The sequence below is a fragment of the Candidatus Pelagibacter sp. Uisw_127 genome, from assembly GCF_047722515.1.
Taxonomy (GTDB): Bacteria; Pseudomonadota; Alphaproteobacteria; order Pelagibacterales; family Pelagibacteraceae; genus Pelagibacter.
Genome location: NZ_CP159815.1, coordinates 684,185 through 697,398, shown reverse-complemented (window position 1 = coordinate 697,398; position 13,214 = coordinate 684,185). Strand labels below are relative to the sequence as shown.

The following is a 13,214-nucleotide window of genomic DNA, read 5'->3' as shown; positions in this document are numbered from 1 at the left end:
ATTTAATTGATTCGTTTATAAAATTTATGACTACTAATAATAAAAATATTCTTTACTGTTCATTTTGTGGCAAGAGCCAACATGAAGTCAGAAAATTAATTGCTGGGCCTACAGTATTCATTTGTGATGAGTGTGTTGAGCTTTGCATGGATATTATTAAGGAAGAAAGTAAAGATACTTTTGTTAAACATCAAGATGGATTACCACCACCAAAAGAAATTTGTGCAGTATTAGATGATTACGTTATAGGTCAACCGCATGCTAAAAAGGTTTTATCTGTAGCGGTACACAATCATTATAAAAGACTTAACTACGAAAGTAAAACCAGTAAGACTGTTGAGCTTTCTAAATCTAACATTCTTTTAGTTGGTCCAACAGGCTGTGGTAAAACTTTATTAGCTCAAACATTAGCTAGAATTCTAGATGTTCCTTTTACGATGGCAGATGCTACAACACTAACTGAAGCAGGTTATGTTGGAGAGGATGTTGAAAATATTATTTTAAAACTATTACAAGCTGCAGATTATAATGTTGAAAAAGCTCAAAGAGGAATTGTTTACATCGATGAAGTTGACAAGATTAGCAGAAAGTCTGAAAATCCATCAATTACTAGAGACGTTTCTGGGGAAGGTGTACAACAAGCATTATTAAAAATCATGGAAGGAACTGTTGCAAGCGTCCCACCTCAAGGGGGAAGAAAACATCCGCAACAAGAATTTTTACAAGTAGATACAACAAATATTTTATTTATTTGTGGTGGAGCATTTGCTGGTTTGGATAAAATAATTTCTCAAAGAGATAAAGGCACCTCTATTGGCTTTGGAGCCAATGTTAAAAAAACAGATGACAAAAAAACAGGTGAATGGATGAAAAGTTTGGAGCCCGAAGATTTATTAAAATATGGATTGATACCTGAGTTTATTGGAAGATTACCTATGATAGCAACATTAGAAGATCTTGATGAAAAATCTTTAGTTAAAATATTACAAGAACCAAAGAATTCTTTAATCAAACAGTATCAAGAGTTATTTAAATTAGATGGAGCCAAGTTAACCTTCAAAGATAATGCTCTTAAAGAAATTGCACACAAAGCAATTAATAAAAAAACTGGTGCAAGAGGACTTAGATCTATTTTAGAAAATATTTTATTAAAAACTATGTATGATCTACCAAGCCAAGATAATATTGGAGAAGTCATTGTTGATGCGGGTGCGGCCAAAGGGTTGACTCAGCCAATTTTAGTTCACTCAAAAAATAATAGCAAAATAAAGCCAGATAAAACATCTGCGGCTTAATTTAGTGTTAATAACTGATTAATAGCTATTGCAATATTATGTTTAATATCCATATTTAAGTGATGGACGTTAAAATTTTAAGACCTTTATTACCCCTTAGAGATATTGTTGTATTTCCCAATATGGTAATTCCATTATTTGTTGGAAGAGACAAGTCTATCTCAGCCTTAAATGAGGTAATGAAAAAAGACAAAAAAATAGTTCTTGTTACACAAAAAAACTCAGAAGTAGATGATCCAAAAAAAGCAGATGTATTTATGTATGGTTGTGAAGGAAATATTTTACAGTTATTAAAATTACCAGATGGTACAGTTAAAGTCTTAGTAGAAGGAAGTAAAAGAGTTAAAATTTTAGATTTTAAAGATAATGATAAGTTCATTATTTGTGAATATGCTCATCAGCACGATATAGTCACAAAAGATGAGGACTTAATTCCATTGGCAATGACAGCTGTTAGAAGACTTGAAAAACTAACATCGATTAATAAAAAAATTTCAAGTGAAACAATCAATAATATAAAAAAGTTAGTTGACGCATCTCACATAGCTGACAATATTGCCTCTCACCTAACAGCAACTATTTCAGAAAAACAGCAAATTTTTGAAACAATTGACGTTAAAAAAAGACTTAATTCTATAATTAAGATTATGGAAAATGAAACTAGTATTATTGGAGTTGAAAAAAGAATTAGAGGCAGAGTTAAAACTCAAATGGAAAAAACCCAAAGAGAATATTATTTAAATGAGCAGCTTAAGGCTATTCAAAAAGAATTAGGCGAGATTGAAGATGGTAAAGATGAAACATCAAGCCTGAATAAAGCAATAATAAAATCTAAAATGCCAAAAGATGTTGAAAAAAAATGTATGGCAGAGCTTAAAAAATTAAAAAATATGAGCCCTATGTCAGCAGAAGCCACAGTCATCAGAAACTACTTAGATTGGATGATTGATCTTCCCTGGTTTAAGAAAAGTGAAGTTGCTATTGATCTTACAAAAGCACTAGCAGTATTAGACGCAGATCATTTTGGTTTAGAGAAAGTAAAAGAAAGAATTATAGAATTTTTAGCTGTTCAAAAAAGAATGGAAAAAATTAAAGGTCCAATTCTATGTTTAGTTGGCCCCCCAGGTGTTGGAAAAACATCTTTAGGTAAATCAATTGCAAAAGCTACAAACAGAGAGTTTGTAAGAGTTTCTGTTGGTGGTATGCGTGATGAAGCAGAGATTAGAGGCCATAGAAGAACCTATATTGGATCTTTACCTGGAAAAATTATTCAAATGATGAAGAAAGCTGGAACAAAAAATCCTTTAATTCTTCTTGATGAAATAGATAAAATTGGAAACGATTATAGAGGTGATCCATCCTCTGCTTTATTAGAGGCGTTAGACCCAGAACAAAACTCAACGTTTAATGATCACTATCTGGAAGTAGATTATGACTTATCTGATGTTATGTTTGTAACAACGGCTAATACATTGAATATATTACCACCATTATTAGATAGAATGGAAGTGATCAGACTAGCTGGGTATACAGAGGATGAAAAAATTAATATTGCAAATAATTATCTTTTACCAAAACAAATTAAAGACAATGGTGTTAAAGAAAAAGAAATGACACTGTCTGCAGATATTATTAAAGAAATTATTAGAAGCTACACAAAAGAATCTGGTGTCAGAAATTTAGAAAGAGAAATTTCAAAAGTTGCGAGAAAAGTTGTTAAAAAAGTTGTAACAGGTGAAGAGAAAGAAGTTAAAATTGATTTAAAAAATTTATCGGACTATCTTGGAATACAGAAGTTTAAATTTGGTGAACTTGAAAGTGAAGATAAAATTGGAGTAGTTACAGGTTTGGCTTGGACGGAGTATGGTGGTGAAATCTTAAAGATTGAAACTGTCATTATGCCTGGCAAGGGTAGAATGCAAATTACTGGAAAACTTGGTGAAGTAATGCAAGAATCTATTAAGGCTGCAAAATCATTTATTAGATCTAAAAGTTTAGACTATGGAATTATTCCACCATTATTTGAAAAAAAAGATTTTCATATTCACGTTCCAGAGGGAGCAACACCTAAAGATGGCCCTTCAGCAGGTATTGGAATGGTCACTTCAATAGTTTCTGCAATTACCAATATCCCCGTAAGAAGAGACGTTGCTATGACCGGTGAGGTGACATTAACAGGTCAAGTATTACCAATCGGCGGATTAAAAGAAAAACTATTAGCAGCACATAGAGCTGGCATAAAGCAAGTTATAATTCCTAAAGAAAATGAAAAAGACCTTGTTGATATGCCCAAGAAGATTATTGATGATATAAAAATTACTCCAGTTGAGCATGCTGATGAAGTGTTAAAAATAGCTTTAACCCAAGAATTAAAAAGAGTTGAGTGGGTTGAAGTTGAGAAAATTTCTCAATCTAATGATAAATCTCAAGCCAGTATTCAATAATTACCAATTTACATTATCAATTTTTTACCGATTTATCAGTATTATAGCTATTAGATGGTAAAACTTCAGTCTTTAATTTGTTTCTCTTTAGAAATTCTTTGGCACTAATGATTGAGAGTGAAAATTACGTTTTTTAATTTAGTTACAATAGTAATATTGAAATATCTAAATTGTTCATTTTTATAATATGTTATATTAATATAATTAAAAAACTTACAAAATGGATCATTTAATTAAATTTATTAAAAAACTAAAATATATAATTGTTCGCCTAATTGAAAAAAATCCACATTTAAACTTATTTATTTATAATAGAATTTTATATTTCACTTTTTTACTCCCTCATGAAAAAGATTATTATGGAATGAAATTGCTGCTTAAAAGTAATAAAAAAAATATTTTTTTAGATATTGGTGGAAATAATGGATTATCAACGAGAGGCTTTAAAAAATTAGGATTTAAAAATTCAGTTTATATTTATGAGCCTAATAAATACCTCTATAATACATATTTAAATCCACTTTCAAAAAAATTTTTAAATGTAAAGATATTTAATTTTGGACTTGGAAATAAAAATTCAGTTTTAGAGCTTGTAACACCATATGTCGGTAATAGTAGCTTACATTTTATGAGCAGCTTTAGTAAGAAATATATTTTAGATAGTGTTGGCGTTATTAGTGAAAAATATAAAAAAAAAATGATCCTAAGAAAATCACTAATCATTATAAAAAAACTTGATGATTTAAAAATTAATAAAAAAATTGATTTTATTAAAATGGATATTGAAGGTTATGAACATGAAGCTTTAAAGGGCATGAAAAAAACAATTTTAAAAAATAAACCAATTTTTTTAATAGAGTATAATGATCAAAATATAAAAAAAATCTATAAATGCTTAAATGGTTATAAAGCTTACATTTTTGATGTGTATAATAATAATTTTAAGGAAATAACTTTAAAAAATTTAAAAAAACACAAAATTCTTATTGGAAAACAAAATAAAAAAAATTTTCTATCATCTAGAAATTTTTATTTTGTGCCTAAAAAAAAAGAATTTTTGACAAAGTGTAACAATCTAATTCTTTAACATAATAACCAACTCTTTCTAATAAATTTTTTATAATAATTTCACGTATTATGTTTCCATTTCTAATTTCAAAATCTTAGACAAAAAAAATTTCTAGTTATTGTTAATACTTAATTATATTCAAGAATTTAGCCTATTATAAAATTCTAACTAATATTTTTTTAATTGTTTTATTCTAAGTAAATTAGAACATATTTTTAACGCCAAATTAGTACTAGTCAGGAATCAGTAAAATTATAATAAAAATTTCAATTAAATTTAATCTTATTTTTTTATAATTTTTTTAAGCACATCATGTAAATTTTCAAAATAAAGATTATTTGCTTTTTCATTAGGATGCCCATCTACTTCTATTTGATAAGTTTTTTGATTTTTATGTTTTGCTTTCATTTTGTCATACAAATCTATGTAATTTATATTTATTTGTTTAAAAAATTCACTACTATCTTTTAAAAATTTATCAGTATCTGTTAAATTTTTTTCCCTATTCTCCCAAGCTAAGTTTATTAAATGAATGTCAGTTCCACATTCCAAAGAAAAGTCTTTAAATCTTTTAAATAATTTTTTTTCTAGAATATATTTCTTGTTAGATAAATTCTCAATTTTATCTACCTCAAAGAATTTGTTGCTTTTATTATTTACTTTATCTCCAATAAGTGGTTTTTTATTAGATAAAATATTATTTATTGACACATATATTTTTCTTAAAAAGTTAACTGTATGAAAATTTGAAATAAGAAATTTGTATAAATAATTATTATCAACAAAATAACTTATTTTTGGAATATTATTTTTTCCATTAATTAAGTTATTTTCTTTATCAAGAGAATATAAATTTGAAATTTTTGACCTTTCGATGTCATAAGCATTGATTAATATAAAAGTATATCTAGGTTTAATTTTATTGCAAAATTTTTCAAAATAACGTAATTGATCAGCAGTTCCGTTACCCCCGGCTGCTGAATTAATTAATTCGTATTTTGAAAATTTTTCTCCTAGTTTATATACATATGTGTCTTCATCTTGAAGTAACCAGCCAAATGTAAATGAATCTCCTAAAAATAATATTTTATCTTCAGATATAGTTAAATTATATTTTCTATTGTGATATTTTCCAAAAGAATACTCTGTTGTTCTATTAGCTTTTTTAAAAGAGTGTTTTGCAACGCCATTATTTTTATTTAAAAGTAAACCATCATCTAAATAAACTCTCCAAGGTTCTGAAATATCTTGTGGTATAAAAATTCTGATAATTATTTCTATGAATAGAAAGCTTATAAAAAAAGAAAAAAAAATTAAATATATTTTATTTTTCATAAATTAGAATTAAATAAGCTTATTCATATTATAATTTTAATAAATTAAATATTAAAAACTAGCACCAATGTTTTATCATTTTTAATTTAAAAAAATATTTTTTAGCTGTTTTCAAAGTTTAATTGAACTTGACGTTAGTGTACTAAAAGATATAAAACACTGTATTTTGGTTATGGGCGGTTAGCTCAGTTGGTAGAGCATCTCGTTTACACCGAGGGGGTCAAAGGTTCGAGTCCTTTACTGCCCACCAAAACAACACAAAGTGGGGGTGTAGCTCAGTTGGTTAGAGCGATCGCCTGTCACGCGATAGGTCGAGGGTTCGAGTCCCTTCACTCCCGCCACTTTCCTTTATTTTTTATGTAAAAATCTCATATATTGTGACGTAAGAGCACTTCAACATGATATAAAAAGTGCTATATAGATTTCATGTTTTCAGAATTTTTAAAAGATTATCTGCCAATAATTTTATTTTTAATTATAGCTCTTGGTTTGAGTTGTGCTTTTGTTGTTATAAATTTAATACTTTCTCCAAAACATCCTGACCCTGAAAAGTTATCAGCCTATGAATGTGGATTTGAACCTTTTGAAGATTCTAGAATAGAATTTGACGTAAGGTTTTATTTAGTGGCAATCCTTTTTATAATTTTTGATTTGGAAATAGCTTTCCTATTTCCATGGGCAATCTCTCTTGGAAATATTGGTTTATTAGGTTTTTCCTCAATGATGATTTTTCTATTTATATTAACAATTGGTTTTATTTATGAGTGGAGAAAAGGTGCCCTTGATTGGGAGTAATATTTAAAATATGAATTTAGAAGATAAAAATACAGAAATACCAGAAGAATTTAAAAAACTTTCTGAGGATTTTAGTAAAAATGGTTTTATAACAACGTCACTTGATAACCTCATTAACTGGTCAAGAGCTGGATCGCTACACTGGATGACTTTTGGTTTAGCATGTTGTGCTGTTGAGATGATGCAAACTGCAATGCCTAGATATGATTTGGAAAGATTTGGTGCCGCACCTCGAGGCTCACCTAGGCAGTCAGATGTCATGATTGTTGCTGGAACTTTAACAAATAAAATGGCACCAGCTTTAAGAAAAGTTTATGATCAAATGCCGGAACCAAGATATGTGATATCAATGGGTAGCTGTGCTAATGGTGGTGGCTATTACCATTACTCTTATTCTGTTGTTCGTGGCTGTGATAAAATTGTTCCGGTTGATATTTATGTTCCAGGATGCCCACCATCAGCCGAAGCATTACTTTATGGCATCATGCAGCTGCAAAAAAAAATTAGAAATAAAGGATCTTTTGACAGGTAACTATCATGATTAACTTAACTGATCTCGAAAAAAAAATTAACTCAGAACTTTCCACTAGGATTAAAAAAACTGAAATTAGACATGATCAACTTTATATAAATATCGATAACAAAGATTTGATAGATGTTACATTGTTTATTAAGAGTAATGAAAATACAAAATTTAGACAATTAATTGATATAACTGTAGTTGACCACCCTGAGGATATTCAACGTTTTAAAGTTGTGTATTTATTTCTAAGTCATGAGTTTAATCAACGTATTATATTAAGTTATCTAATTAGTGAAAACGAAGTTATCCCATCTTTAACATCAATATATCCAGCGGCAAACTGGATGGAACGCGAAGTTTTTGACATGTACGGAGTAAAATTTAAAGACCACCCTGATTTAAGAAGAATACTTACAGATTATGGATTTGAAGGTCATCCTTTAAGAAAAGATTTTCCTTTAACAGGTCATACTGAAGTTAGATACAGTGAAGAACAAAAAAAAGTTATTAGCGAACCTGTTAAGTTAGAACAAAATTACAGAAATTTTGATTATGAGAGTCCTTGGGAGGGAACAAAATATATTAAAAATCAAACAGATCATGAAAATGACAAAAAAAAATAAAACATTAAACCTTAATTTTGGACCCCAACACCCAGCTGCTCATGGTGTTTTACGATTGATTTTAGAATTAGATGGTGAGGTAGTTGAAAAAGCAGACCCGCACATTGGATTGTTACATCGTGGTACTGAGAAATTAATAGAGAATAAAACATATATGCAAGCTGTACCATATTTTGACAGACTTGATTATGTTGCTCCTATGAACCAAGAACACGCCTTTGCTTTAGCGATAGAAAAAATATTAAAAATCGAAATACCAATTAGAGCTCAATTTATAAGAGTCATGTTTTGTGAGATCGGAAGAATTTTAAGTCATATATTAAATGTTACTACTCAAGCATTAGATGTTGGTGCATTAACCCCATCTTTATGGGGCTTTGAAGAACGTGAAACTTTAATGACTTTCTATGAAAGAGCTTCTGGTTCAAGGTTGCATGCTAATTATTTTAGAGCTGGAGGAGTTCACCAAGATTTACCAATGGGATTAGAAGAGGATATAGGTAAATTTTGTGAGTCTTTTCCTAAAATAATAGATGATCTTGAAACATTGCTAACTGACAACAGAATATTTAAGCAAAGAAATGTTGATATTGGAATTGTGACTAAAGAAGATGCTTTAGATTATTCTTTTAGTGGAGTTATGATTAGAGGATCAGGTGTTCCTTGGGATTTAAGAAAATCTCAACCATATGAGTGTTATGAAAAATTAGAATTTAAAATACCTGTGGGAAAAAATGGTGATTGTTACGATAGATATTTATGTAGAATTGAAGAAATGAGACAGAGTGTTTTTATAATTAAACAATGTTTAGCTAAAATGACAAAAGGTCCAATTAAATCATCTGATGGAAAAATTAGTCCTCCACCAAAAAAAGACCTTAAACAATCTATGGAAGCTCTAATTCATCATTTTAAACTATTTACCGAGGGTTATCGTGTAGATAAAGATGAAATTTATACTGCTGTTGAAGCTCCTAAGGGTGAGTTTGGTGTTTATTTAATATCTGATGGTTCTAGCAAACCATATAAATGCAAAATAAGAGCTCCAGGTTTTTCTCACTTAGCTGCAATGGATTATTTAATTAAAGGTCATATGCTTGCAGATGTACCTGCTGTATTAGGCTCACTAGATATAGTTTTTGGAGAGGTGGACAGATAATGAGTTTAAGAAGACCTTCAAAAGAACAGCCCAAGAATTTTGAGTTCAATTCTGTCTCATTAGAATCAGCTAAAGCAATTGTTGCAAAATACCCAAAAGATAAACAACAGAGTGCCGTAATGGCTTTACTTTATATAGCACAAAAACAAAACAGTAATTGGATTCCACTAGAAGCCATGAAATATATTGGTAAATATTTAGACATGCCTTATATAAAGGTTTACGAAGTTGCAACATTCTACACTATGTATAATCTAGCTCCTGTAGGTAAGCATTTTATACAAGTTTGCACAACAACTCCATGCATGATTAGAGGTGCATATAAACTTGTTGAAGCTTGTAAGGAAAAAATTTCTGAAAATGAAAATGAATTATCAAAAAATCAAAGCTGTTCTTGGATGGAAGTTGAGTGTTTAGGTGCATGTGTTAACGCACCTATGATGCAGATTAATGATAATTACTACGAAGATTTAGATAAAGAAAAAACATTAAAAATTTTAGGTAAGATTCTAACTGGTGAGTCACCTGAGCCAGGATCATATAGAGGTCGTGTAAACAATGAACCTGAAAATAATAGAAAAACACTTATGGATTTAAAAAATGCTTAAAGACGAAGATAGAATATTTCAGAATTTATATAACGACAGGGGCTCAGACGTCGAGTCTTCAAAAAAAAGAGGAGACTGGACAAATACTAAAGACTTAATCCAAAAGGGTAGGGAGTGGATAATAAATGAAGTTAAAGCTTCAGAGCTAAGAGGCAGAGGGGGAGCTGGATTCCCAACTGGCTTAAAGTGGTCTTTTGCACCAAAAGAGTTAGGTTCAAGACCTCATTACCTAGTGATAAACGGAGATGAGTCAGAACCAGGCACATGTAAAGATAGAGATATTTTAAGATTTGAACCTCATAAACTAATTGAAGGATGTTTAATTGCTGCTTATGCTGTTCAAGCACATGTTTGTTATATCTATATAAGAGGAGAATACTTTATAGATGGAGAAAAACTTCAGTCAGCAATTGATGAGGCTTATGAAAAAAATTTAATAGGAAAAAATGCATCTGAAACAGGTTGGGATTTAGATATTTATATCCACTATGGAGCAGGAGCATATATATGTGGAGAAGAAACTGCTTTACTTGAGAGTATAGAGGGTAAAAAGGGTCAGCCAAGATTGAAACCACCTTTCCCAGCTTTAATTGGTCTTTATGGATGCCCAACTATAATTAACAATGTTGAAACTATAGCGGTTATCCCAACTATATTAAGAAGAGGTGGTAAGTGGTTTGCATCTTTAGGTAAAGCAAAGAACACAGGAACAAAAATTTTTTGTATATCCGGCAATGTTAACAATCCATGTAATGTTGAAGAAGAAATGAGTATATCTCTTAAAGAACTAATTGAAGTTCATGCTGGAGGTGTTATTGGAGGATGGGAAAACCTACAAGCTGTAATACCTGGTGGTTCATCAATGCCTTTAATACCACAAAAAACTTGTGAAACTTTAACAATGGATTTTGATTCACTAATGGCAGAAAAAAGTGGATTAGGAACTGCAGGTATAGTTGTTATTAATAAAGATCAAGACATCATTAAATGTATGGCAAGAATTGCTAGATTTTATAAACACGAAAGTTGTGGTCAATGCACACCTTGTAGAGAAGGTACAGGTTGGATGTGGAGAATGCTTGAAAGAATGGCTAAAGGTGAAGCCTCAAGAGATGAAGTTGATATGTTGGCAGATGTTACTACTCAAATTGCAGGACATACTATCTGTGCATTTGGCGAAGGTTCTTCATGGCCTGTACAAGGTTTATTAAGACATTTTAAAAAAGAAATTGAAAAAAGAAATAATTTTAATCCAACTTTTGATAAAGGAAAAAACATTCCTTACTTAGTTGATCAACATTTATTAAATAAAAAAGATGCTTAAATTAAAAGTTAATGAAATTGATATAGAGGTTGAAGAGGGCCTAACTGTGCTTCAAGCTTGTGAAAAAGCTGGTGTTGAAATCCCAAGATTTTGTTATCATGAAAAATTATCAATAGCAGGTAATTGTAGAATGTGTTTAGTGGAATTAGAAAAATCCCCTAAACCTGTAGCCTCATGTGCTATGCCAGCAGCAGAGGGAATGAATATTAAAACAAATACTGAGTTTGTTGAAAAAGCAAGAAAAGGTGTAATGGAATTTTTGTTGGCTAATCATCCATTGGATTGTCCTGTTTGTGATCAGGGGGGCGAATGTGATTTGCAGGATCAATCTATGTTTTATGGTGTTGATAAATCTAGATACAAAGAAAATAAAAGAGATGTTTCTGAAAAAAATATGGGACCTTTAATTAAAACACAAATGACCAGATGTATACATTGTACGAGATGTGTTAGGTTTGCTACAGAGGTTGCCGGTGTAACAGAGATTGGAGCGATAGGCAGAGGTGAAGATATGGAAATTACAACATATCTTGAACAATCTATGCAATCAGAACTATCAGCTAATGTAGTAGATTTATGTCCCGTTGGTGCCTTGACATCAAAACCCTATGTATTTGAGGCTAGACCTTGGGAATTAAAGAAGACTGAATCTATTGATGTGATGGATGCTATTGGTTCAAATATAAGAGTTGATACATATGGCTGGGAAGTCAAAAGAATTTTACCAAGAATTAATGAAGATATTAACGAAGAATGGATTTCAGATAAAACAAGATATGCTTGTGATGGCTTGTTAAATCAACGCCTAGATACACCTTTTATAAAATATAATGGTAAATTCGAGAAAGCATCATGGAAAGAAGTTTTTAATATAATTAAGTCTAAATTTAAAAATACTGATAAAGATAAAATATGTGGAATGTCTGGTGATTTGGTTAATATGGAAACACTTTATATATTCAAAGAGTTTTTTAATAAAACACTAGATTCCTATAATGTTGAATCAAGAAGTGATCACACATATTTGAATCCCAAAAAAAGAGAAAACTATTTATTCAATTCAACAATTAACGGCATAGAAGAAGCAGATTTTATTTTACTTATAGGAAGCAATCCAAGGTATGAGGCAACAATTTTAAATGCGCGTATCAGAAAAGCATATTTACAAAATAAAACAAAAATAATCTCTTTAAATGAAATTGGTGATCTGACTTATCCATACGAATCTTTAAATGGTGATATTGAAAATATTAAAAAAATTACAGAAGATAATCATGAAGTATCAAGCTTAATTAAAGAAGCCAAAAAACCTTTAATTATCTTTGGTCAGTCATCCCTAAAAACTAAATCTGCAAAATATATTTTTGAATCTGTTAAATCTTTTTTAGAAAAAAATAATAAGATATCAGATGAATGGAATTCTTTAAATATAATTTCAGAAAATGCATCTACAGTCGGTAGCTTTGATTTAGGTTTATATAAAACAGTAGATGGCTCAAACGAAGTACTAAAAGATTTAGAAAATCATAAGTTTGAAATTGTTTATCTTTTAGGAGTAGATAATCTTAAATTTGAAAAGAAGAATGAATTTATAATTTATCAAGGAAGTCATGGAGATAAAGGAGCAGAGATTGCAGATATTATACTTCCAGGTGCTGCATACACAGAGCAAAATGGTTACTTTACAAACTTAGAAGGTAAAATGCAAAAAGCCTATAAGGCCTCTTATCCACCAGAAGAAGCTAAGGAAGACTGGTTGATAATTAATGAATTAGCAGAAGCAATGAATCATAGAAAATTATTTAATGACAAAGACGAGTTGGATAGCAGTTTGCTTAATCAAATTAATTTATATATTGAAAAAAATAAATCTATTAAATCTTCTAATGTTGAGAATTTAGAATTTAAGCAAGAGATTTTAAAAGTTAATAATGAAGATTATTATTACTCCAATGCTATAGCAAGAGCTTCAAAAACCATGTTTGAATGTAAGAGTGCTAAAACAAATTTAAAATTAACAGGTACTGAAGGTTAATAAA

General features: G+C 29.8%; 11 protein-coding genes and 2 tRNA genes. 12 read left to right on the top strand and 1 reads right to left on the bottom strand.

The annotated features are described in order from the left end of the window. Nucleotides 1–26: 26 nt before the first annotated feature. The 3 genes from clpX to ABXT65_RS03835 all read left to right on the top strand — a co-directional run bounded on the left by clpX (nucleotide 27) and on the right by ABXT65_RS03835 (nucleotide 4,826). Nucleotides 27–1,295, top strand: coding sequence for an ATP-dependent Clp protease ATP-binding subunit ClpX (clpX, locus tag ABXT65_RS03845; RefSeq protein ID WP_415322326.1), 1,269 nt, complete (start codon nucleotides 27–29; stop codon nucleotides 1,293–1,295). A 62-nt stretch (nucleotides 1,296–1,357) separates the two neighbouring features. Further along, nucleotides 1,358–3,739 carry an endopeptidase La gene (gene lon / locus ABXT65_RS03840; protein ID WP_415322325.1) on the top strand — a complete coding sequence of 794 codons (2,382 nt, stop codon included), beginning with the start codon at nucleotides 1,358–1,360 and terminating at the stop codon, nucleotides 3,737–3,739. A 220-nt stretch (nucleotides 3,740–3,959) separates the two neighbouring features. After that, nucleotides 3,960–4,826: an FkbM family methyltransferase gene (locus tag ABXT65_RS03835; protein ID WP_415322323.1), complete on the top strand. Its 867-nt coding sequence runs from the start codon at nucleotides 3,960–3,962 to the stop codon at nucleotides 4,824–4,826. 264 nt (nucleotides 4,827–5,090) lie between these two features. On the opposite strand, the gene ABXT65_RS03830 is transcribed toward ABXT65_RS03835, so the two are convergent. Then, the gene (locus ABXT65_RS03830; protein WP_415322321.1) at nucleotides 5,091–6,143 is read right to left on the bottom strand and encodes an SGNH/GDSL hydrolase family protein; all 1,053 of its coding nucleotides are present in this window, start codon (nucleotides 6,141–6,143) and stop codon (nucleotides 5,091–5,093) included. 174 nt (nucleotides 6,144–6,317) lie between these two features. Between ABXT65_RS03830 and ABXT65_RS03825 the strand changes: the two genes are divergently transcribed. The 9 genes from ABXT65_RS03825 (at nucleotide 6,318) to nuoG (ending at nucleotide 13,210) form a co-directional block, all read left to right on the top strand. Further along, nucleotides 6,318–6,393 (top strand) — tRNA-Val (locus ABXT65_RS03825). A 14-nt stretch (nucleotides 6,394–6,407) separates the two neighbouring features. Continuing rightward, nucleotides 6,408–6,484 (top strand) — tRNA-Asp (locus tag ABXT65_RS03820). Nucleotides 6,485–6,569: 85 nt separating this feature from the next. Beyond that, nucleotides 6,570–6,938: an NADH-quinone oxidoreductase subunit A gene (locus tag ABXT65_RS03815; protein ID WP_415322319.1), complete on the top strand. Its 369-nt coding sequence runs from the start codon at nucleotides 6,570–6,572 to the stop codon at nucleotides 6,936–6,938. A gap of 10 nt (nucleotides 6,939–6,948) precedes the next feature. After that, on the top strand, nucleotides 6,949–7,470 hold the full coding sequence (locus tag ABXT65_RS03810; protein WP_415322317.1) for a NuoB/complex I 20 kDa subunit family protein: 522 nt from the start codon (nucleotides 6,949–6,951) through the stop codon (nucleotides 7,468–7,470). A 5-nt stretch (nucleotides 7,471–7,475) separates the two neighbouring features. Beyond that, complete coding sequence (locus ABXT65_RS03805) at nucleotides 7,476–8,084, top strand: NADH-quinone oxidoreductase subunit C (RefSeq protein WP_415322315.1); 609 nt, start codon at nucleotides 7,476–7,478, stop codon at nucleotides 8,082–8,084. Beyond that, complete coding sequence (locus tag ABXT65_RS03800; protein WP_415322313.1) at nucleotides 8,068–9,243, top strand: NADH-quinone oxidoreductase subunit D; 1,176 nt, start codon at nucleotides 8,068–8,070, stop codon at nucleotides 9,241–9,243. Before ABXT65_RS03805 ends, ABXT65_RS03800 begins: the two co-directional genes overlap by 17 nt. Next, entirely contained in the window at nucleotides 9,243–9,851 is a 609-nt protein-coding gene (gene nuoE / locus ABXT65_RS03795) for an NADH-quinone oxidoreductase subunit NuoE (protein ID WP_415322312.1), read from the top strand. The genes ABXT65_RS03800 and nuoE overlap by 1 nt, the downstream gene beginning before the upstream one ends. Next, entirely contained in the window at nucleotides 9,844–11,175 is a 1,332-nt protein-coding gene (nuoF, locus tag ABXT65_RS03790) for an NADH-quinone oxidoreductase subunit NuoF (RefSeq protein WP_415322311.1), read from the top strand. Before nuoE ends, nuoF begins: the two co-directional genes overlap by 8 nt. Next, nucleotides 11,168–13,210, top strand: coding sequence for an NADH-quinone oxidoreductase subunit NuoG (gene nuoG / locus ABXT65_RS03785; RefSeq protein WP_415322309.1), 2,043 nt, complete (start codon nucleotides 11,168–11,170; stop codon nucleotides 13,208–13,210). Before nuoF ends, nuoG begins: the two co-directional genes overlap by 8 nt. Nucleotides 13,211–13,214: the final 4 nt, after the last annotated feature.